General features: G+C 44.6%; 17 protein-coding genes. 9 read left to right on the top strand and 8 right to left on the bottom strand.

The genetic code is table 11. The annotated features are described in order from the left end of the window. Positions 1-2 precede the first annotated feature (2 nt). The gene (locus AB4Z08_RS27920) at positions 3-2,246 is read left to right on the top strand and encodes a glycoside hydrolase family 20 protein (RefSeq protein ID WP_441577077.1); all 2,244 of its coding nucleotides are present in this window, start codon (positions 3-5) and stop codon (positions 2,244-2,246) included. Between the two features lie 54 nt (positions 2,247-2,300). On the opposite strand, the gene AB4Z08_RS27915 is transcribed toward AB4Z08_RS27920, so the two are convergent. From AB4Z08_RS27915 to serA, 4 genes are all read right to left on the bottom strand, one after another. After that, complete coding sequence (locus AB4Z08_RS27915; RefSeq protein ID WP_441577076.1) at positions 2,301-3,884, bottom strand: S41 family peptidase; 1,584 nt, start codon at positions 3,882-3,884, stop codon at positions 2,301-2,303. A gap of 35 nt (positions 3,885-3,919) precedes the next feature. Beyond that, complete coding sequence (locus AB4Z08_RS27910; RefSeq protein WP_441577075.1) at positions 3,920-4,681, bottom strand: hypothetical protein; 762 nt, start codon at positions 4,679-4,681, stop codon at positions 3,920-3,922. Positions 4,682-4,796: 115 nt separating this feature from the next. Further along, a complete protein-coding gene (locus AB4Z08_RS27905) occupies positions 4,797-6,008 on the bottom strand; it encodes a hypothetical protein (protein ID WP_441577074.1) in 1,212 nt (403 codons plus the stop codon). Positions 6,009-6,116: 108 nt separating this feature from the next. Continuing rightward, on the bottom strand, positions 6,117-7,352 hold the full coding sequence (serA, locus tag AB4Z08_RS27900; RefSeq protein WP_441577073.1) for a phosphoglycerate dehydrogenase: 1,236 nt from the start codon (positions 7,350-7,352) through the stop codon (positions 6,117-6,119). A gap of 313 nt (positions 7,353-7,665) precedes the next feature. Here serA and AB4Z08_RS27895 point away from each other — a divergent pair, with 313 nt between their 5' ends. The 4 genes from AB4Z08_RS27895 (at position 7,666) to AB4Z08_RS27880 (ending at position 11,497) form a co-directional block, all read left to right on the top strand. After that, complete coding sequence (locus AB4Z08_RS27895; RefSeq protein WP_441577072.1) at positions 7,666-8,877, top strand: serine hydrolase domain-containing protein; 1,212 nt, start codon at positions 7,666-7,668, stop codon at positions 8,875-8,877. A 201-nt stretch (positions 8,878-9,078) separates the two neighbouring features. After that, on the top strand, positions 9,079-9,822 hold the full coding sequence (locus AB4Z08_RS27890) for a hypothetical protein (RefSeq protein ID WP_441577071.1): 744 nt from the start codon (positions 9,079-9,081) through the stop codon (positions 9,820-9,822). A 554-nt stretch (positions 9,823-10,376) separates the two neighbouring features. After that, positions 10,377-10,955 carry an HD domain-containing protein gene (locus AB4Z08_RS27885; protein ID WP_441577070.1) on the top strand — a complete coding sequence of 193 codons (579 nt, stop codon included), beginning with the start codon at positions 10,377-10,379 and terminating at the stop codon, positions 10,953-10,955. A 26-nt stretch (positions 10,956-10,981) separates the two neighbouring features. Then, positions 10,982-11,497 carry a hypothetical protein gene (locus tag AB4Z08_RS27880; RefSeq protein WP_441577069.1) on the top strand — a complete coding sequence of 172 codons (516 nt, stop codon included), beginning with the start codon at positions 10,982-10,984 and terminating at the stop codon, positions 11,495-11,497. Between the two features lie 84 nt (positions 11,498-11,581). On the opposite strand, the gene infC is transcribed toward AB4Z08_RS27880, so the two are convergent. Further along, on the bottom strand, positions 11,582-12,295 hold the full coding sequence (gene infC / locus AB4Z08_RS27875; protein WP_441577068.1) for a translation initiation factor IF-3: 714 nt from the start codon (positions 12,293-12,295) through the stop codon (positions 11,582-11,584). 173 nt (positions 12,296-12,468) lie between these two features. Continuing rightward, positions 12,469-14,409 (bottom strand): threonine--tRNA ligase, encoded by a 1,941-nt coding sequence (gene thrS, locus AB4Z08_RS27870; protein WP_441577067.1) that lies wholly within the window; start codon positions 14,407-14,409, stop codon positions 12,469-12,471. A gap of 202 nt (positions 14,410-14,611) precedes the next feature. Here thrS and AB4Z08_RS27865 point away from each other — a divergent pair, with 202 nt between their 5' ends. Together AB4Z08_RS27865 and AB4Z08_RS27860 are read left to right on the top strand one after the other, a co-directional pair. Continuing rightward, positions 14,612-14,893 carry a hypothetical protein gene (locus AB4Z08_RS27865; RefSeq protein WP_441577066.1) on the top strand — a complete coding sequence of 94 codons (282 nt, stop codon included), beginning with the start codon at positions 14,612-14,614 and terminating at the stop codon, positions 14,891-14,893. A gap of 124 nt (positions 14,894-15,017) precedes the next feature. Further along, positions 15,018-15,419 carry a hypothetical protein gene (locus AB4Z08_RS27860; protein ID WP_441577065.1) on the top strand — a complete coding sequence of 134 codons (402 nt, stop codon included), beginning with the start codon at positions 15,018-15,020 and terminating at the stop codon, positions 15,417-15,419. Between the two features lie 84 nt (positions 15,420-15,503). On the opposite strand, the gene AB4Z08_RS27855 is transcribed toward AB4Z08_RS27860, so the two are convergent. Then, positions 15,504-17,867 (bottom strand): TonB-dependent receptor, encoded by a 2,364-nt coding sequence (locus AB4Z08_RS27855; RefSeq protein WP_441577064.1) that lies wholly within the window; start codon positions 17,865-17,867, stop codon positions 15,504-15,506. A 66-nt stretch (positions 17,868-17,933) separates the two neighbouring features. Then, complete coding sequence (locus tag AB4Z08_RS27850) at positions 17,934-18,518, bottom strand: DUF3347 domain-containing protein (RefSeq protein ID WP_441577063.1); 585 nt, start codon at positions 18,516-18,518, stop codon at positions 17,934-17,936. Positions 18,519-18,648: 130 nt separating this feature from the next. On the opposite strand from AB4Z08_RS27850, the gene AB4Z08_RS27845 reads away from it, so the two are divergent. Together AB4Z08_RS27845 and AB4Z08_RS27840 are read left to right on the top strand one after the other, a co-directional pair. Then, on the top strand, positions 18,649-20,610 hold the full coding sequence (locus AB4Z08_RS27845; RefSeq protein WP_441577062.1) for an ABC-F family ATP-binding cassette domain-containing protein: 1,962 nt from the start codon (positions 18,649-18,651) through the stop codon (positions 20,608-20,610). 121 nt (positions 20,611-20,731) lie between these two features. Then, the gene (locus AB4Z08_RS27840; RefSeq protein WP_133811153.1) at positions 20,732-21,418 is read left to right on the top strand and encodes a response regulator; all 687 of its coding nucleotides are present in this window, start codon (positions 20,732-20,734) and stop codon (positions 21,416-21,418) included. Positions 21,419-21,422 lie beyond the last annotated feature (4 nt).

Here is a 21,422-nt window from a genome sequence, read left to right as displayed (position 1 = left end):
TGATGAAACATAGCTCGTTATTTCTGCTGGCCATTTGCTTTGGGATATCCGCCCATGGCCAGTCTGCTGGTAATCTCGATTTGATTCCAAGACCGGCATCGGTCACCGCTAAAAAAGGTACTTTTGCCATTTCCCCGCAAACGCATGTTTTTACTGCACCCGCCTTTTCAGGTGTAGCCACTCTCTTTGCGGAAACGGCCCATCTTCCCGAACCACAGCTGGCGTTGATGAAAATGGTACCGTTGCATAGTGTCGTATTTACCGCAGCAGATAAATCCCTTATTCCAGATTCAGCCGGATACCGACTGAATATTTCGCCGGACTATGTAACGATTTTTGCACGTACGCAAACCGGCGCCATCAATGGCATGCAGTCGCTACTGCAGTTACGGCTGCTGCAACCGGATCAGACTACCCTGCCCTGCGCTGAGATAACCGACCATCCCCGTTTTGGCTATCGCGGTGTTCACCTGGATGTGTCACGAAATTTCTTTCCTGCAACTTATATCAAACGCTTCATAGACCTGATGGCATTATATAAGATGAACACTTTTCACTGGCACCTGACAGATGGCGCCGGATGGAGACTGGAAATAAAACGTTATCCTGAACTGACGAAAATTGCCGCCTGGCGTAATTATGCTAACTGGAAAGATTGGTGGTCCAAAGGACGCCGGTATTCGCAGGAAGGTGATCCTAATGCATATGGCGGTTATTATACCCAGGCAGAGGCGCGGGAAATAGTGGCCTACGCAGCACAGCGTGGTATAACTGTTATTCCGGAAATAGAAATGCCCGGCCATTCAGAAGAAGTACTGGCGGTATACCCCCAACTGTCCTGCTCCGGCATACCTTATAAAAATTCCGAGCTATGCCTCGGTAATGATACTACCTTCACTTTTCTGGAAAATGTATTAACAGAAGTAATGAATATTTTCCCATCTCCCTATATTCATATTGGTGGTGATGAAGCAGATAAAAAAGCCTGGAAGAGCTGTCCCAAATGTCAGCAACGCATCCGCAACGAAAAACTGAAGGATGAAAATGAATTGCAGAGTTATGCCATCAGGCGCATGGAAAAATTTCTCATCGCTCACAAACGCAAACTGCTGGGATGGGATGAAATACTGGAGGGTGGCCTCGCTCCGGAAGCAACCGTGATGTCCTGGCGTGGAGAGAGCGGTGGTATTGCAGCGGCAAAAGATGGTCATGATGTAATCATGACACCTGGTGCATATTGTTACTTCGACAGTTATCAGGCCGACCCGGCCACCCAACCGGAGGCAATTGGCGGATATCTTACACTCGATAAAGTATACAGTTACGAACCAATCCCGAAAGAACTGGATGCGGCTGCGGCCAAACATGTTCTGGGCGCACAGGCCAATATCTGGACAGAATACATACCCACTTCCTATCACCTGGAATATATGACCTACCCACGTTTGCTGGCGTTGTCCGAAGTAGTATGGTCAGATACCGCACATAAAAATCTGGCTGATTTCCAGCAACGGCTACAATCGCACTATCTCTTACTCCAACGGCTAAACGTAAATTACTATCGACCTTCTCATAGCATCACCATTCACCCGGATATAGATGCAGCACATCACCGGACTGTTATCTCATTCCGCTCAGAACAATACCAGCCACAGATCCGCTATACCCTGGATAGCAGTAGGCCAGACAACCAGTCTGCTTTGTATACCAGTCCGTTTGTGGTCTCAGGCTCTGCTCCTGTCACCGCTGCTATTTTCAAAGATGGTCAGCTTCAAGGCAAGCCAGCTTTCCTTCAATTGGATGATCATGTAGCTATTGGTAAAAAAGTGAGCTATAATGTTCCTTACAGTAAAAAATATCCTGCTCAGGCAGCTGCTACTCTGGTAAATGGTTACCGTGGCTCCCTTACTTATGGAGATGGTCAGTGGCAAGGATTTGAGGGTGATATGGACGTGACAGTAGATATGGAACAGGAAACAAACCTGCATCGCTTAGCCGTTACATTTATGCAGCTGACAGGTCCTGGCGTATACATGCCATCATTTGTAGAAGTATCGATCAGTGAAGATGGGAAAAATTTCCAGCCGCTGAAACAGGTAAACAATGATGTTCCTCTCAGTACTTCCACACTTGCTTTTAAAGATTTTAAATTTGACCTGAGTGGTCAGAAAGCGCGGTATATCAGGGTTCACGCGAAGAACGAACAACGCGGGTTTATGTTCGCAGATGAAATTATTATTTACTAACGTTGAATGCGTAGCTGTTAGTGCAGGGATACACTAACAACTACGCACATATGATTATTTTAATTTTGACATTTCCTTACTTAACCTGTAATCTACCATCCCATTGAAATTATTGAGTGGCTTAGTGTTCGGAATAGCAGTGCGCAATCCATTCACCGTTTCTGTATTCAATTGTGCTGCTCTCGCTGTTGGGAAGGCCCCTGTATTAATATAACCCATTATCTTCTTAAGATTATCGTCATCAGCGGTAGCACCCCAGGGAACGTTAACATAATCAACAGCTGCTTTATCTACATCAATACCTGTATAATAATCTCCTGATCCATTAGCATTGTGCGTGGCAAAGTTAATGGCATAAAGATCAGCCAGGTACTTTACTGTGCCTGAATGATTATAGGCAGAGATATTGAAGTCAATGAATCCAACCGGCTTACCATATGTCTTTTCACCAACAAGCAAAACTTTCACATAAGGTTTGAGGTTATTGAGTGTCAGTTCACTTGCAGATGCCGTATTACTGCTGGTGATAAAAAATACATTGTCCAATGCCAACCCACCGGTTCTTCCCGGGAACTTAACCGTTTCCGTTAGACCAGTAGCAGCGAGGTTTTGCATGATCTTATCATTGTACTTATAAGTGTACATAGTTTTACCAGCTGCAGATGCCGGCGCAATGGCGCTATCGAGGTATTCTGCAGTAGTAGTAGCTCCTCCTCCATTATACCGTAAATCTACAATCAGGTTTTTAATGCCACTGGCTGTAAATTTGGTAAATGCCTGGTCAAGGGCAGTTTTGGTATAAGTAGCCTGTCCTTTATCGTTGAATACGCTGGCAAAAGTATAGAGACCAAAGTAACCTACCTTTGTATTATTCGCGGCCGTATATACGGTATCAAACAATACTGGGTTGATACTATATGCCACCGGATTGAGGGTAGTCGTAAACGTTGTCTTATCCGCCCTGGTTATTCCCAATGTTACTGTGGAAGTTGATCCCATGATTGCGTTGTACACAAACTGTAACGAAGAACTGGTATTGGTAAAAGAAGTAGTTCCGTTTACAGCCGTAATCTCACAGCCTCTGTCAATCCCCGCCTTACCTGCCGGGCTGTTTTTATCTGCATACAATACAAAAATGCGTACCTGGTTGCTGCCGGAAGATACCAGCACAGGAGCATACTCCAGCCCAAAATCGCTGGTGGTAGCCGCAAAGGTACTGGCGGAAATACCGTTCATGAGTTTATTGGTCAGTGTACCATTCCTGTCAATGAAACTATAGTGGTCATACGGTGCAGCGGTAGCCGTGTTAATGGCATACCTTTTCATTACAGCGAGCAGCGTATCAGCATTCGGGTAGCTGGCACTAAACGGATCCAGCTTGGGTACGGATGAATACCAGAAGTAGGTAGGCAGGCCGGTAGCCAGTGTGCGTCCACCGTCACCATAGGTTACCTGCATAATCTGGTACATCAGGTACTTGAGTGAGTCTTCTGCCTGTGCGGAGGTGAGCTGCGTGGTATCTACCGGAGTAGGCGGCGTTGGGCTCGTATTGTCTTTATGACAAGACATGAAAACGCCGGCACAAAAAGCTCCGGCCAGCATGGCTTTAGTTCCCGTAGAAAACAATTTGTTATACATAAAAACGGTTAAGACAGATTTCAGTAGTATGCAAACTAGTGAGTAGCCAGTGTTTGTCTGGTCCAGAAGTCTGCGGAATAATACAAGGCGAAATGGTCTGCGTATTCACCCGGCATTGGTGCCTGCTGCCCTTTGGCTCGCTTGGCCTCCAATTCCTTTTTATCCTCTCTCTTCATCGCATTCACCTTAAAATGGTAAGCAATGGGTTTATCAGCAACCGCTGTTATTCCCAATGTTTTCAATGGAATAGCCAACTCACAAACCAGGTTGCCGGAAGCTTCATAAGAAGCCGCTGATTGAATACCAAACGTGTTATGCACCGGAATATTGCCATTGGGAATACTATCAAACCCATCGACCTTTATTTCTTTCAGATTAGCCAGGATCTGTTTTTTCAGTTCTCCGGCAATCAGTGCCCGGGAGGCTTCCGGTACATCCGGTGCTCCCGTGCTTACATTCTCGGTAAGCGGGAAAGTAATCGAGGCGCCTCCTTTCTTTTTACCGGTGGCATTTAACGAAACCGTAATACCGGAACGCATAATTTTCATCTGGCTTTGCGGATCGGGTACACTCACAATTACGTATATATTTTCCTGATCGTTGGCTATGGTGTAAAATAACTTGGTAACGTTGTTATAGAACTGCAGGGGTTTGGGCCATTCTGTGGCCTGTCCGTCAATTTTAATGTTGGCCGGGGCCCATTTATTTGGTTCACTATCTTGCGCGGAAGCATTTACATATAACAAAAGCCCGGCTATTAAACCAGCTCCGGTTATCAGTGCCCTGTTCATTTTCATGTGCTATTTTTTTCAGTTGCAGTACAAGGTTAACAAAGAATTTTCAAAATATGCTCAAAAAAAGCGCATATGAGGAAAAAGAATCGGTGAATAGGGAGATATAGCGGGTGAATAATTATTTATTCATCTGCTTTATCAGCGTATCTATCTGCGCCTGTTGCTGATTGTTTCTTTTATCCAGCTGGATAATATACAGTGTCAGTTCTTCTACCTTTTCCAGGAGCTTACGGTTCATTTCTCCCAGGTCCTGTCCGTCCCGGGCTATTTCAGTCGCATCCGGGATACCTGGCAAATGACTATTCTTTGCTATATAAGTAGCCAGGTCGGGCAACAATGGCAACTGATAGGAGTCATTGAATACATAATCGGGCCAGGGGTCTGCCGAAGTTACTTTTACCCTGCGGGCAGCAATAGTACCTTCTACCGCCAGTTTATTGGTACCGGTTGTATTCGTACCAATGCCTACAGTACCATCATTCAGGATAGTCATGCGGACAGGGGCAGTTGTACCCACTCTTCCCGTTTCAAAATAAATGTTGCCGCTGTTGGCGGCTCCTACATGTAAATCGGTATAACTTTCCAGGATATTAGTGCTGCGTTGGTTCGTTACAGTATAATCACTACTGGTGTTTCCAACGTAAAAAAGTGAATTAGGGATACCCGTATTTTGTATAGCGATCCGGTTGGGAACAGTTCCAATAGTACCTGTTATATTTAAATGGTCAAACGGATTAGTATTTCCCAGTCCAATATTTCCATCCTGGTTGATGTGCATCCTTACGGCTGGCTCTCCTCCTGTATTACTGGTGTTACTTGTCAGCAACTGCAAATAAGTATCCCAGGAGTTTCCTCTGTAAGAGCGGATAATCGCCTTACCCGCAGCCGCAAATTCATACGAAATATCCCGTTTGCTACCTATATTGGTAGGTATATTAGCCCCTGCAATCACCAATTTTTTGTAAGAAGTATCTGAAACACTGCCCACAGTAAGATTAGGCACATTTAGAGAATTCTTCAATATCATATCTCCTTTGGGAAGCAGCGTCATAATCAGATCTCTGTCAGTGGTATGATCAACAAGTGTATCATTGGCTAACCAACGGAACCTGAATCCATTACCTGATGGACCATTCAGGGCATAGTTCATAGAGGCGTTAGTCTGGAAAATAAATCCCGACCGAAAGTTGGCCGAATAGAGGCTACTAAAAATATCATTTATGTATCCTTTCTTAAAATGAACGGTGTCGTAAGTTGGCGCCTGGATTTGAGCTTGAATTGTTGCTAATACACCAAAGCAAAAGAAGAAAAAAAGGGTTATTTTTTTCATGTTATAGGGATTTAAATATAGAAATAACGATGGGTTAATCTTCTGCAAGAAAACAAAAAAAGCAGGGAATAATCCCTGCTCTCTCTAAAATATTTCGCACAAGACAGCTTAGTACAACAATCTTGTCTTTATAGTATGGTCTACCTCTTTCAATAAAGCCAATGCTTCCTGCGATAGTTTGGTATCTACGTCCAGCACCACATAACCAATCTGGTCGTTGGTTTTCAGGTACTGGCCCAGGATATTGATTTTATTGGCAGATAAAGCAGTGTTGATGGCCGATAACACACCCGGCACGTTTTCGTGAATATGCAGAATACGATGCGTGTTTTCAATGGGCGGTACACTGATAGAAGGAACTGTATGAGAACCAAAGCTGGCGCCTTTTTCCAGGTAGTTCAGCATTTTGCTGCTCACATCCAGACCAATATTATGCTGCGCTTCTTCTGTACTACCGCCGATATGCGGTGTTAAAATGACGTTGGATAATTTCTGCAGTGGTGTGCTGAATGCCGCACCATTCTTTTCTGGCTCTACCGGGAAAACATCAATCGCAGCACCTGATAACTGGCCACTGGTTAATGCATCTCTCAGTGCTTCCAGGTCTACTACTTCCCCACGTGCATAGTTAATAAAGATGGCACCTGGTTTAGCATCTGCCAGCACTTCCTTCGTGATCATGTTGGCGGTAGTTTTACTGGAAGGCACATGCAATGAAATGATATCTGATTTGCCAAAGAGCTCTTTCAGGGTACGGATCTGTTCTGCGTTTCCTAAAGGCAGTTTGGTTTCTGCATCATAGTAGATGACGTTCATCCCCATCCCTTCTGCCAGTACACTCACCTGGCTGCCGATGTTACCATAACCAACGATACCCAGTGTTTTACCCCTGAGTTCATAGCTGCCGGTAGCCTCTTTCATCCAGATGCCATTATGTGCGGCAGCGTTTTTATCTACAATACGGCGGATCAGGATAATCGACAATCCTATTACCAGTTCTGCCACAGAACGGGTGTTGGAATAAGGTGCATTGAATACTGCCACACCATGTTCAGTCGCAGCTTTCAGGTCCACCTGGTTGGTACCTATACAAAAACATCCAATCGCCTGCAGCTTCCTGGCCGATTCCAGTACTTTACGGGTTACCTTGGTTTTAGAACGAATACCCAGGAGATGCACATCTTTGATCTCATTGATCAGATCCTCTTCACTCAGAGCGCCCGCCAATTTGCGTACATGATACCCTGCGGTGGTAAATTCTGCTACCGCAGCATCACTGATATTCTCTAATAATAAAATGCTGATCTTCTCTTTCGGATAACTTGTCGACTTTTGCTGGTCCATAATATTATACTAAATTATATGTGTATCTATATGTTGCAATTGGCTTAATAATTGCTGATAGCGGGGAAACAGGGCACAAACCTACTCGATGTTTGGGAATATTCAAATAGTAGTGTAATCAAATTCGATTTTATCAAAAAAAGGCACTTATCAGGGGCATTTTTTTAAGTTTTTTCAGCATTTCAGCTTAAAAATCAATTAAAAGGATCTGAAAACAGGCTATTTATTTGGCAGTCTTTTACTTTGGGCATAAATTTAGCGCTTTGTATTTTTTAAGGGTCATATTGAATCAAGAAAGTAGTACACTCCTCTAATGAAGCGATTGAAAGCAGTAAGTATCATCTTAACTATATCGGGAATTGCAATAATATCAAGTTGCCAGAGCAATGCAGCAAGACGGGAAGCTGAAAGGAAAAAAACAACATCAGACAGCGCTCTTTATACACTGGGATTAAGCACAGCAGAAAAAGAGGCGATATTAAAATCGCCCCGTACCATACAAATGCAACATGAACTGGAAGCATTTTATAATGGTAAATTATTGCGCAGCGGATTCAACGGTGCTATGCTGGTAGCCAGAAAGGGCGTTATCATTTTTGAACAATATCATGGTTACGAGAATTCAAGAACTAAAATACCAGTTATTGACAGTTCTTCTTTTCAACTCGCCTCTGTTTCAAAAACCTTTACCGGCGCAGCTGTATTGTGGTTAGCACAAAAAGAGAAACTCAATCTGGACGATTCTTTGCAAAAATTCTTTCCCGAATTTCCTTATAAAGGAATCAATGTTCGCATGTTGCTGAGCCACCGTAGCGGCTTACCTAACTACCTGTATTTTTGTGATAGCTTGTGGAAAGAAGAATCACGTTTCATCACCAATGATGAAGTGATCAAACTAATGGAGGCACATAAGCCAGCTATGCAACATTTGCCAGGAACACATTTCCAGTATTGCAATACCAACTACCTCCTGCTGGCTTCTATCATTGAAAAAGTAAGCGGACAGAAATACGCGGAGTTCATGGAACAAACCATCTTTCGTCCCCTGGGCATGATGAATACATTTGTATATGATCCTGCTTCTGCCGCACGTCCCCACCAAACCCAAAGCCATAAATACAACGGGCAGTTTGAACCGGATACTTACTTTGATGGTGTAATGGGCGACAAAGGAATATACAGCAGCGCACGTGATATGCTTAAATGGGATCAGGCGCTTTATTCCGGGCAGTTGTTAAATGCTGCTACCCTGAAGGCCGCCTATACCCCTTACAGCCATGAAAAGCCCGGCATACGTAACTACGGTCTTGGCTGGCGCCTGATGGTATATCCGGACAGTACCAAAAACATTATCTATCATAATGGCTGGTGGCATGGTAATAACACAGTATTTTATCGTTTCGTCCAGGACTCTACTACCCTGATCATCTTAGGAAATAAATACAACCGCGGTATTTACCAGGCAGTAAAACCTGTACGTGATATACTTGGTCACGGCGATGGTGAAGAAGCGGGAGAAGAATAGCGAATCAGCTTTTAGCCATTAGCTTTTAGTAAATGCAGCGCAGAGGTGAGATCTCTGCGCTGCATTTTTTTATGACGGAAACGACGTAACGCCCTCCTTTCAGTCAGGCATTACATGTCATTAGCTTTAGCCAATCTTCCTTCCATCCGGCAAATACGTTTCCCGAATTATCTTATATTTATCTTATCAAAATAATCTCCTATGGCAAAACAAATGTCTATCCTTCCCTTTACGGGAAAACTCGGTCCTCTCATTGGATATAAACGCAATGGCGAATACTTCCTGCGCTCCATGCCTCAAAGCGTGCAGCAAACGGCTGCTACCCGTCGCGCATCCCGCCGCTTTGGCATCGCCAGCAGGAAAGGCGCTTTTATTCGTAAGGCTTTCTACCCCCACCTGGATATCCATTGTGACGGCGCCCATATCAATCGGCTCAACAGGCTACTCATTGCTGCCGGCGATCATCATGCCACCATCACTGGCTTCCGCTTCAATCAGCATACCGGAGTAGATCGTTTCTTTACAGTGGCTCCCCGGCTTTTCAGAAACGGAATATTAAATATTCCCGCACAAACCATCGCCAGGTATAAAGGCATTGCTGCCCTGGAAGTAAAAGTGATCGCCACGCGGATTGATTTTACATCACGTCAGGTCGTGGGTAGCGAAACGGTTACGCTCATGATAGCGCCGGATACCACTTTCCAGGAAACAAATGTTTCGCTGGACGTGCCCGGAGAGGGTTCACTGGTAGTGGTTTTCCAGGTAAGAGCGATGTACAAAGATGGCCCATCGGGCAACAGACAATACATGGCGGCCGATATTATTGCGGTGGCAGCGTCACAGGTACCCAAATATGCTCATAAACGTACCTACCCAAAGCGGACCATATTGCTTCCTAATCTTACCTGTACACACGCATATCCAGCTATCATTCAACTGGAATAAAGCCATCTTGCCCCGGAGATATTTTGATGAATAAACCCCTTATACCTGCTTCCTTTCAATAGTATATTTCTTTCCGCAACTACAGTCTCGTAGGGAAGCAGCGCTGCTATGGCCAGTGCTCACCTCCATGCATTTGCTGATGCAATTTCATCCCGGTTATACATCCGGAACTCATCCCCGCATCAAGTCCACCTTTACTGCACCACTTCTATATGTACTAAGCGGGTGCTAAGCATAGCATAGACGGAACCTACATAATGACAATACATTTTGTGAGCAATGTTGACGATAATGAAGGGTGTTCTTAATCCACTCTAAAATGTATGCTTAGAATTTATGCTGTCCCCCAATTTTCAACCTGATGCCTCTCCCGTCCATGTTATTTCGCGGGTAAATGTTTGGCTTCTTACTCCACATTCATCTTTCAGTTAATAATGAGGTCTTAATAAAAATATAACAATATGCATGCTGATATAGTAGCAACAGCTATTACTTTTGCGATAATGCCACGGCATATAATGAAAAACAGTACTAACTCTTATTAATGTACGAAAATGACCGACAACGAATTACATGCACACTCCGTCATCGAACAAATCTTCGATCTGTACAACAATTACGGCAATGAAGAATACGGCGAAGAGGTAACTATGCTGATGCATATGATGCAAGCCGCGCTGATAGCAGAAAAGACAGGGTTTGATGACGAAATGATCGTAGCTGCGTTCCTGCATGACATTGGTCATTTTTTTGAGCACACGGAACAGATGGGGGAATATGGTAGTCTGGCGCATGATGACCTGGGCAGTGCCTACCTGCTGGAGTGTGGCTTTCCGGATAGAATGGCGAAACTGGTGGGCAGCCACGTAGCCGCCAAACGTTACCTGACCTGGTCGGACAGTGCTTACTATGATACGCTTTCCGAAGCCAGCAAACAAACCCTTGAATACCAGGGAGGCCCTATGAATGAAGAAGAAGCATTGGCCTTCCGCAATGATCCTTTGTTTTCGCAATACATCCAGATCAGGATTTGGGACGATATGGGTAAAGAAACCGATCAGCCGGTAAACCCGGAAGATGTGGCCAGGATACGCCATAAAACATTATCCTACCTGCTGGAACACGGTAATTAAATTGCTTGCATTAAATTGCCGGCAATATGGATTTACGTTCCGAAATATTGGCAGAACATTCCCGCGAACAATCCCTTCGCATCGCGAAATGGATAGGCTCCCATGCCGGTCGTTTTGATCAGCTTATGCAATTATTTCTGCAGGATGAATACCGGGTGGTACAACGGTCTGCCTGGGTGGTTCGTCTCGTAGCCGACAATCATCCGGCATTACTTGCTCCTCACCTGCCGGACATCGTAGGCAGCATGGAAAATGAAGGGGTACCGGTAGCCGTTAAAAGAAATGTACTGGGGGTATTGCAAAACTTATCCATCCCGGAAAGCCTGCATGGTTCCGTGATGAATAGTTGCTTTGCCTTCCTGGAAGATCCCCTGGAAACAGTGGCGGTAAAGTCGTTTTCCATGACGGTGTTGGCTAATCTTGCGAAAGATTACCCGGAGATCAAAAACGAAATCCGCCTGCTGATTGAAGATCAGCTGGAAAACAATCCTACACCGGGCATCTGTTCAAAAGCCAGGAAAGTATTAAAAGAGATACAATAGTATACTACCCTACAAAAGAAAAAGCAGCGCAACGGGGTATAACACCCTGTTGTGCTGCTTTTCTTAATCAGATATAACCATTGGCTACGCGTTGGCATCATCCGCCGGTGCTGCATCAGCAGCTGGTGGAGGTGTAACAGGTGCCTTTGCTTCTTTTGGTTCTCTTGGCTCTCTTGGTTCCCTCGGTTCTCTTGGTTCCTTAGGTTCCTTTTCCTTCTTCTTAGCCGCTTTAGGAGCGAAGATGGCGATCATACGCTTACCTTCCATGGTAGGCATACTTTCCAAACCACCAACTTCTGCCAGCCTTTCAGCAAACTTCAGAAGAATTAACTCGCCACGTTCTTTAAACATGATTGCACGACCTTTAAACTGTACGTAGGTTTTCACCTTGTTACCGTCTTTCAGGAAGCTTTCCGCATGTTTGGCTTTAAAGTCGAAGTCATGGTCATCGGTGTTGGGCGTAAAGCGGATTTCTTTCACTTCGCTTTTGTGCGCCTTCGCCTTCATTTCCTTTTCCTTCTTCTTCTTTTCGTAAAGGAATTTATTGTAGTCGATGATACGACAAACGGGGGGCACGGCATTCGGGGAAATCTCAACCAGGTCTAAACCCTGTTCCTCCGCCATTTTCAACGCCTCCTCGGTTCTGTAGACACCTACCTCAATATTTTCACCTACAAGCCTTACCTCAGGAACGCGTATCATCCTGTTGGTGCGATGTTCTTGTTGTTGTTCCCTGCGGAAGTTGGGGTTTCTGCCCCGGTTGTTGCCGCCAAAACTTGGTCTGGGTCTTTGTTGCATTAAGAAAAATAAAATTAATTAATTAATTGCCTTTTGTAGTCCATGGTCCACATATCGTCCATGGACCAAAAACAATATTTACAAAAATAAGGGGAAAATCATAGCAATAAACATACCTCAATTGAGTAATGTTCATTGTTTTATATACCTTTTTTCCACATTCATTTACGTTGTTACTCTATTGGCTTCCGGTTTGCCACCTCTTCATTTATCATTGCTGTAAATTGTCCGAGTTGCATAGTTCCCAAATCACCTTTAGATTGACGACGAACGGCTACTACTTCATCGGCAGCTTCTTTTTCACCAAGTACGAGCATGTACGGAATTTTTGCCAGCTCTGCTTCCCGGATCTTCTTACCGATTTTTTCGCTTCTGTCATCTATTTCAGCGCGAATTTCCGCTTTTTTTAGCAATTCTGCTACTTTTTCTGCGTAGTCCTGGCTTTTATCGCTGATAGGCAGGATTTTTACCTGTGTAGGCGCCAGCCAAAGCGGGAACTTACCAGCGCAATGCTCGATCAGTACGGCGATGAATCTTTCCAGTGAACCAAATGGCGCACGGTGAATCATTACCGGACGATGCTTCTGGTTATCTGCCCCGATGTACTCCAGTTCAAAACGCTCTGGCAGATTGTAATCCACCTGGATAGTTCCCAGTTGCCATTTACGGCCCAGCGCATCTTTTACCATGAAGTCCAGCTTAGGACCGTAGAACGCAGCTTCGTCATACTCCACTACGGTATTCAGACCTTTCTCTGCGGCTGACTCGATAATCGCCCTTTCTGCCAGCTCCCAGTTTTCTTCTGTTCCCATGTATTTAGCACGGTCAGTTTTGTGACGCAGGGAAATCTGTGCAGTATATTCTGTAAAACTTAAGCTGTTGAATACATACATCACCAGGTCGATCACTTTCTGGAACTCTTCTTTTACCTGGTCAGGACGACAGAACAAATGCGCATCATCCTGAGTAAATCCTCTCACACGCGTTAATCCGTGCAACTCACCATGCTGCTCATAGCGATACACGGTACCGAATTCCGCAAAGCGTACCGGTAAATCTTTGTAAGACTTCGGCGACACTTTATACAGCTCACAGTGATGCGGGCAGTTCATAGGTTTCAGCATAAACTCCTCACCTTCTTCCGGTGTCTGAATGGGCTGAAAACTATCCTTGCCATATTTTTCGTAGTGACCGGAAGTGATGTACAGATTTTTGTTACCGATATGTGGCGTTACTACCGGCAGATAACCGCTGGCCAGTTGCGCTTCCTGGAGGAAGCGTTGCAGGCGTTCGCGCAGCATCGCTCCTTTAGGTAACCACATAGGCAGGCCTAATCCTACCTTCTCAGAGAAGGCGAACAGTTCCAGTTCTTTACCCAGTTTACGGTGATCACGTTTTTTAGCTTCTTCAATCAGTGCCAGGTATTCATCCAGTTCCTTCTGATTAGGGAAAGTAATACCGTAGATGCGGGTAAGCATCTTATTTTTTTCACTACCACGCCAGTAAGCACCGGCAATGCTGGTCAGCTTGATGGATTTGATAAAGCCGGTATTCGGAATATGTGGCCCGCGGCACAGATCTGTAAATCCGCCCTGGGTATAGAAGGAGATACTTCCATCTGCCAGTTCGTTGATGGTTTCCAGTTTGTACTGGTCGCCTTTTTCTGTAAAGTAAGCCAGTGCATCTGCCTTGCTAACTTCTTTGCGCACATACACGCTATTTTGTTTAGACAGCTCCACCATCTTGGCTTCTACCTTTCTCAGGTCTTCTTCCGAAATAGTACGGTCTCCTAAATCAATATCATAATAGAATCCATTCTCAATAGAAGGACCATAACCCAGTTTTACGCCGGGATACAGGGCTTCCAGGGCTTCCGCCATCAAATGCGCGGAGGAATGCCACATCGTAGCCTTACCATCTTTATCCACCCACGTGAGCAGTTGCAGCGTGCTATCCGTCAAAATCGGGCGCGTAGCATCCACTACCTGCCCATTAACATTTGCGGCCAATACTTTGCGTGCCAATCCTTCGCTGATGGATTTGGCAATGTCCAATGCAGTTACTCCTGATTCATACTGACGAACTGCGCCATCCGGAAAAGTGATATTTATCATACGTTTTGCTGTTAGCACCATACTTTTTCATATGGGCTATATTTCCTTTATAAAATGTTTGCGAAGTTAAGAAATAGTTTGTTAGCTTTTAGATTACCATGTCATTGAACTTAAGGATTTTAAAAATAAATATTTATACAGCGGTGCGGGTACAGTTGAAAAAGATGGTATTTTTACAATTGTAAATTAAAAGTATTATACAATGATCAGGAATTACTTTAAACTGTACGACACACTGACGAAAGAATTGTATGTACCGGAAGATAAGGCGAAAGAATTGATTATTGCGATTTATGAAAGCGCGGAGGAGAAAATGATGAGGAAGAATCCGGGCATAGCGGCTGTTATTTATGAGGAACAACAGCAGCAACGATACACCCGCGACAGAAGAGCCATCAGGTACTTAGCCTTTTTTTATTTTAGCCTCGTCACGCTCATCATCGCCTCATGTTTAATATTTCTCATAAAGGGTCAAACACGATAATTCTTTTTACAAATTGATCCTTAAAATAAAAAAATAATATAGCCAAAAGAAATATCTATTTAAACTCAGATATTAAAAACAGGAATAACTTAATTTTACTCCTGTAAAACAAAAACATTACATAATGAATGTAGGAAATTTAAAATTGTATGATCTTGTCAGACAAGATCTGCATTTGCCAGACAACAAGGCGCTGGAATTTGTAACCGCAATTGGAGAATTTTCGGAAAGACATCAGGCAAGACAAGACGAACTTCTGGCGACCAAAGCTGAATTGCAGTCAACAAAGAGTGAGCTTAAATCCGAAATGCTGGCAATCAAAAGTGAGCTTAAACAGGACATCCATGCAATTGCCACAAAGGTAGAACACCTGGAAATTCACATGAACACTCGGATGGCCAGCAAAGTAGATCTGGCAGACGCTAAATCTGACCTAAAAAGCCACTATGGCTGGCTTACAATAGTTCAGTTTATTGCCATTGTGGGCACCCTATTTACCCTTATGAGATTCGCTCTGGTGAGATAGTCCCTCCTTCCATCGTGTATTTCCACTCCAATACCCATATGTACCGCACCATCTTTTCTGTATAAAGCTTCCATCTTTTCTTCCCTAAAACCTAAAATTATACGTCACCGAAGGTAAAATCGGAAACAACGACACCTGCTTCGCACTCACCTGCAACGTTCCATTCAACGCACTTCCCTGCTGATCGAAATAAATAAAATAAGGATTCTTGCGGCTATACACGTTATAAATAGAAAAGGTCCAGCTGCTTTTAATACGCCGCTTGGGCTTCTTAGGCGTTGGCGTATAAATAGCCGACAGATCCAGTCGGTGATAAGCTGCCATCCTGTAAGAATTGATACTGCCATAACCCTGTACCAGCGTGGTTTCCATAAAATAGAAAGTTTCCGGTAACGTGGTAGTGTTACCAGTACCGTAAATGAATATACCAGAGAAACTCCAATGCTTATTGAGGTCGTAAGTACCTACCAGCGCCAGATCATGCCGGCGATCATATTTCGCCGGATAGCGCTTGCCATCGTTTAAGTCCGGAAACTGACGCCAGGTCCAGGCCAGCGTATAACCCAGCCAGCCGGTAAACCGCCCCTTCTTTTTATTGACAAATAATTCCAGGCCATAAGCCTGCCCCTTCCCAAACACAAAATCCTTTTCGGGATCATCGAGCGAAGGCGTATACCCCTCACGGTATTCAATCTGGTTGTGCATATCCTTATAGTACACTTCTGCAGAAGCCTCGTAGGCATTGTTGCTGAAATTACGGAAGTACCCGGCGGTGTATTGCCACGACACCTGTGGTTTTACCAGGTAGGTACTGGGCACCCACACATCAGTAGGCAGTGTGGTACCGGCATTGGATACCAGGTGAATGAACTGGTAATTACGGGTCACCGCTGCTTTCACAGAACTTTGATCGTTCCAGGACCAACGCAAAATGATCCGTGGCTCCAGGCCTCCATAGCTGATTACCGGCTGCCCCCGGCGATATACTGTACTATCGGTTTTGTTGCCGGCAGCATCACGGGTATAACGGGTATACGGTCCTATCTGTATGAAACCGCTGTAACGTACACCTGCATTCAGTTGCAGCTGAGGTGATATTTCCCAGTCATCCATCAGATACAGCGCTACCTCATGGGCATATTTCTTAAACGCATTTTCCGGAGAAAATTTAGTACTATCCTGTTGCCCCGCAATCGTAGACGGGGTAAAGGTGTGGTGGATATAGTTGCCACCGAATCTGATATGATGATTCACATTGGCATAGTAATCGAAATCTGTTTTTATGTTACCATCACTGATACCGGAAGAAAGCCGGATATCAAAATTATTCTGCAGCGCGCTGAACTGAAATTTGTAATCGTTATAGATCAGGGAAGTATTGGCAAATAGTTTTTTACTGAATACATGGTTCCATCTCAAAGTAGCGGTGGCATTGCCCCAGGGGATCTTCACGTCAAAGGAACGATCACTGTTATTGAAACTGAAAACATCTTTGCCGATATAGCCACTAAGGTAAATACGGTCTTTATCTGAAAAGATATAATTCATTTTTATATTCAGGTCATAGAAATAATAGCCCGACCCTTTATACGCAGTAGTATTGATAAATGGTTTTGTGAGCAGGTCTATATAGGTGCGCCTGCCGCTTACAATAAAAGAGGCTTTGTTTTTCTTCAGCGGCCCCTGGAAGGAGAGCCGGGAAGAGATCAGTCCTATTCCCCCTTCTCCCTGGAAATTTTTATTATTACCTTCTTTCATGGAAATATCCACCACGGAAGACAGCCGGCCGCCATAGTTCGCTGGCATACCGCCTTTGATGAGTGTGGTATTACGGATAGCATCTGCATTAAATACAGAAAAGAAACCGAAAAGATGACCTGTATTATATACAGGCGCTTCATCCAGCAGGATAAGGTTTTGATCCGGACCGCCGCCACGCACATAAAACCCCGCATTACCTTCGCCTGCGGCCTGTACACCGGGCATCAGTTGTAGTGCTTTGAGTACATCCACCTCCCCCATCAGGGCCGGCAGTTTCTTTACCTGCAGAGAAGAAAGCTCTGCCCTGCCCATATCAGTGCTTTTAACATTGGCATCTTTTCTTTTATCGGTAATCACCACCTCTTTCGCCTGGTAGGAATGCGGATACAACTCCAGGTTCTGCTTAATATTTTCGTTCAGTGAAAGGGCGATGGCTTTGGATTCAAAACCAAGAAAAGAGTAAAGCAGTATATAATTTCCGGCTGGCAGCGTAAGGGAATAGAATCCGTAATTGTTGGTCTGTACGCCGTTTGAAGAGTGTAAAACCTGTATGGTGGCTCCCGGCAGGGATTCGCCGTTGGTACTGTCTTTTATGAAACCACTAACGGTATATTGCTGTCCCAGTACCCCGTTAAAGGAGCATAGCAAGTAAAGGAATAAGACAAAGGGACCGTATCGTGTGAACATACCGTTAAATCATGAACAGCAAAAAGATACCAGTAATTTACGATTTACTGTTCACGATTCAACAACTTATTTATAACTTAAAGTATCCCTGGTTTCGCCACAGGTCAGCATTTTATGTCCGAAGTAAGGATTCTGTATCCCAGGCTTGTCACTCAGCCAGTAGGCGCCTTTGTCGTCAAATGCCATGGGGCAGTACTGATGATAGATGGTATGCCCTTTCAGCCCGGTATTCTTAACAAGATCAAATAACATGTCTGACACCATTTGAAAAGAAGCACGTTTACCTTCCAGTCCTGTTTCTCCTTCAAAACCGGCCAACTCCGCACTTATGCTACCGGTGATGCCGGTAATATTGCCCAGATGGCTGCTATCCATCTGTAAAAGGGTAAGTGGTAAACTATCTATATGAAACTTCAATGTGGCGGCAATAACGTTGGCAGCGGTGCTATCGGCCTTTACCAGCGCGTCAGACAGTTGATAGTAAGACGACAGGGCATTGCCAAGAGAATCATAAAATACCTGGCTGTAAGGCGCCTGTAAAGCCGCCAAAGTACCGGTGGACTGCTCCTCTTTAGGTGCTTCCTGATGGCATGCAAACAGGGCTGTTGCCAGTACTACTAATCCAACGGAAACGCATACTTTAAAATTCATAATTTTGTGCTTTAAAGCAAAACTAAATAAATACCGCGGCATTTGTCATACCTAACGTCAGACAAAATCCACCAAATACGGACATTTATCCTTAACTTTGCACGTTTTTTATCCAATTTTTTTATTTTTTATGTTGATCGCTTTACAGGACATTACGTTTGAGTTTGGATCCAGGGTTATACTGGAAGATTCTTCCTGGCATATAGAACCGGGCGACCGTGTTGGTCTTATCGGGTTGAATGGTACCGGCAAGTCTACCCTGTTACGCATTATCAATGGGGAATATTCCATTTCCAAAGGAAGTATTAATAAAAGTAAAAATCTGACGATTGGTTTCTTTAACCAGGACCTGCTCAGCTTTGAAACAGATGAATCTATTCTTACCGTAGGCATGATGGCTTTTGGTAAAGCGCTGGAACTGGAAAAAGATATTGAGCGTATTACCAAAGAGCTGGAAGATAGCCAGACAGAAGAATTGCTGCATAAATTCAGCGATGCCCTCCATGAATTCGAAGCACTGGATGGCTACAACATGAAGCACAAAACTGCCCAGGTACTGGAAGGCTTAGGTTTTACCACGGCCGACTTAGACCGCCCCTACAACCAGTTTTCCGGTGGATGGCGTATGCGTGTGCTTCTCGCCCGGTTAATCCTGCAGCAACCAGATGTACTGATGCTCGATGAGCCCACGAACCACCTGGATCTTCCATCTATTGAATGGCTGGAAAAATACCTGATTGGTTATAACGGTGCCGTGATCATTGTATCGCATGACCGGTTCTTCCTGGACCGTATGGTCAACAGGATTGTGGAAGTATACCAGCAGCAACTGCACCACTACGCTGGCTCTTACGCTGATTACGAAGTGGAAAAAGAACTCCGCCGTGAAATGCAGCAGCGTGCATACGAAAACCAGCAGGACTATATCCGTCAGCAGGAACGCTTTATTGAGCGCTTTAAAGCCAAGGCTTCCAAAGCAGCACAGGCACAGAGTATCGCCAAAAGGCTGGATAAACTGGAGCGCGTAGAGCAAACCGATAATGGTCCGTCTAAAATCAAAATTAACTTTACGGTAGATAAAACACCCGGTAAGATTTTATGTACCCTGAATAATATCAGCAAAAGCTACGGGAACATAGAAATCCTTAAAAACACCAGTGCAGAAATCAACCGCGGTGATAAAATTGCACTGATCGGTGCCAACGGTAAGGGTAAATCCACCCTGCTCCGGATCATCTTCGGTATGGAACCGATGGAAGGTGAAAGAGTACCCGGTCACAACGTAGTGACCAGTTTCTATGCGCAGCACCAGCTGGAATCGCTGGATATGGGCAGTGAAATCCTGGATGAACTGAAAAACTTTGGCAGCGGTCGTACAGAACTGGAATTACGCCAGTTATTAGGCTGCTTCCTCTTTACCGGTGATGATGTATTCAAAAAGATCAAGATCCTGTCCGGAGGAGAAAAAGCACGTGTGGCACTCGCTAAAACCATTATCAGTCAGGCGAATTTCCTGATGCTCGATGAGCCTACCAACCACCTTGACATGAACTCTGTTCAAATGCTGATTGATGCGTTGAACAAATACGATGGTAGCCTGGTACTCGTATCGCATGATCGTTACTTTGTAAGCCAGACCGCCAATAAAATCTGGGAAATTGTGGATGGTGAGATCAAGGAATTCAAGGGCACCTACAATGAGTATGAAGAGTGGAAAAAGAGAATGGCAGCCCAGCAGCAGGCACCTGCAAAGACTAACGCCAACGCAGAAACGAAAAAAGATACCCGTCAGCAAAATACCGCTGCTACCGTAGACGCAGGCAAAGGTGCTATTAACAAAGAAGTACAGCGTGAATTGCAGAAACAGCAAAAGCAGTTTTCGCAGGTGGAAGGTCAGGTGGCCAGTTTGAAAGAACGCAAAGCCAGCCTGGAAGCCAGTTTAGGAACACCCGATATTTACAATGACAAAACAAAATTTGCCCAGGTAGAAAACGAATACCAGGATGTACAGAAATACCTGGACCGGGCAAATCAGCAATATGAACAGTTGTTTGAAAAAATAATGCAGCTGGAAGCGAATCTGACCAGCTGAGGAAAGAATAAAGAATTATGAATTACGAATTACGAATTACGCATTTGCGGGAAGATAGTAAACGCGAAGATCTCCGCGCAAATTCGTAATTTGTAATTCGTAATTCGTAATTTCATATCGTATGCAGAAAATACTGGTAGTTGAAGACGAAGTAAAAGTGGCCAATGCCGTGAAGAAAGGGCTGGAAGAAAATGGCTTTGATGTGGATGTAGCCTATGACGGCCGCATTGGCAAAGGATTAGCCACCAGCAATAATTACGACCTGGTGATCCTGGACCTGAACCTCCCCCATCATAATGGCTATGAACTCTGTGAAGTGATCCGCCATAAAAACAACCGGGTTCCGGTAATCATGCTCACCGCCCTTGGTGGTATGGAAGATAAAATGCAGGCCTTTGAACTGGGCGCCGATGACTACCTCATAAAACCCTTCGACTTCCGTGAACTGCTGGCGCGTATCCGGGTATTCCTGAAAAGAGCCGGCTCAGAAGCCACACATGGCACCCAATACAAAATCAGCATTGCCGACCTGGAAATAGACCGCGAGAAAAAAGATGTTACCCGCGGCGGCAAAAAAATTGCCCTCACCGCCAAAGAATACCAGTTACTGGAATTCCTGGCCATGCATAAAGGCAAAGTCATCTCCAAACTCACCATCGCTGAAAAGGTATGGGATATCGATTTTGATACCGGTACCAACGTGATTGAGGTATATATGAACTTCCTCCGCAAAAAAATAGATAAGGATTTTGAACAGAAACTACTGCATACCAAAACCGGTATGGGATATTATCTTTCTGAAGAATAAACCT

This window comes from Chitinophaga sp. RAB17 (assembly GCF_052114225.1).
In the GTDB taxonomy this organism is placed as follows: domain Bacteria; phylum Bacteroidota; class Bacteroidia; order Chitinophagales; family Chitinophagaceae; genus Chitinophaga.
The sequence above is the reverse complement of the archived record's forward strand: the minus strand, read 5'-3'. Positions and strand labels throughout refer to the sequence as shown.

Excerpts from the sequence above, each read along its gene's own strand:
- infC (WP_441577068.1), bottom strand. The coding sequence starts at position 12,295 with ATGCAACAAAGACCCAGACCAAGTTTTGGCGGCAACAACCGGGGCAGA.
- AB4Z08_RS27860 (WP_441577065.1), top strand. The coding sequence starts at position 15,018 with ATGAATGTAGGAAATTTAAAATTGTATGATCTTGTCAGACAAGATCTG.
- AB4Z08_RS27845 (WP_441577062.1), top strand. The coding sequence starts at position 18,649 with ATGTTGATCGCTTTACAGGACATTACGTTTGAGTTTGGATCCAGGGTT.
- AB4Z08_RS27885 (WP_441577070.1), top strand. The coding sequence starts at position 10,377 with ATGACCGACAACGAATTACATGCACACTCCGTCATCGAACAAATCTTC.
- AB4Z08_RS27905 (WP_441577074.1), bottom strand. The coding sequence starts at position 6,008 with ATGAAAAAAATAACCCTTTTTTTCTTCTTTTGCTTTGGTGTATTAGCA.
- serA (WP_441577073.1), bottom strand. The coding sequence starts at position 7,352 with ATGGACCAGCAAAAGTCGACAAGTTATCCGAAAGAGAAGATCAGCATT.
- AB4Z08_RS27850 (WP_441577063.1), bottom strand. The coding sequence starts at position 18,518 with ATGAATTTTAAAGTATGCGTTTCCGTTGGATTAGTAGTACTGGCAACA.
- AB4Z08_RS27840 (WP_133811153.1), top strand. The coding sequence starts at position 20,732 with ATGCAGAAAATACTGGTAGTTGAAGACGAAGTAAAAGTGGCCAATGCC.
- AB4Z08_RS27865 (WP_441577066.1), top strand. The coding sequence starts at position 14,612 with ATGATCAGGAATTACTTTAAACTGTACGACACACTGACGAAAGAATTG.
- AB4Z08_RS27910 (WP_441577075.1), bottom strand. The coding sequence starts at position 4,681 with ATGAAAATGAACAGGGCACTGATAACCGGAGCTGGTTTAATAGCCGGG.
- AB4Z08_RS27890 (WP_441577071.1), top strand. The coding sequence starts at position 9,079 with ATGGCAAAACAAATGTCTATCCTTCCCTTTACGGGAAAACTCGGTCCT.
- thrS (WP_441577067.1), bottom strand. The coding sequence starts at position 14,409 with ATGATAAATATCACTTTTCCGGATGGCGCAGTTCGTCAGTATGAATCA.
- AB4Z08_RS27915 (WP_441577076.1), bottom strand. The coding sequence starts at position 3,884 with ATGTATAACAAATTGTTTTCTACGGGAACTAAAGCCATGCTGGCCGGA.
- AB4Z08_RS27880 (WP_441577069.1), top strand. The coding sequence starts at position 10,982 with ATGGATTTACGTTCCGAAATATTGGCAGAACATTCCCGCGAACAATCC.
- AB4Z08_RS27920 (WP_441577077.1), top strand. The coding sequence starts at position 3 with ATGAAACATAGCTCGTTATTTCTGCTGGCCATTTGCTTTGGGATATCC.
- AB4Z08_RS27895 (WP_441577072.1), top strand. The coding sequence starts at position 7,666 with ATGAAGCGATTGAAAGCAGTAAGTATCATCTTAACTATATCGGGAATT.
- AB4Z08_RS27855 (WP_441577064.1), bottom strand. The coding sequence starts at position 17,867 with ATGTTCACACGATACGGTCCCTTTGTCTTATTCCTTTACTTGCTATGC.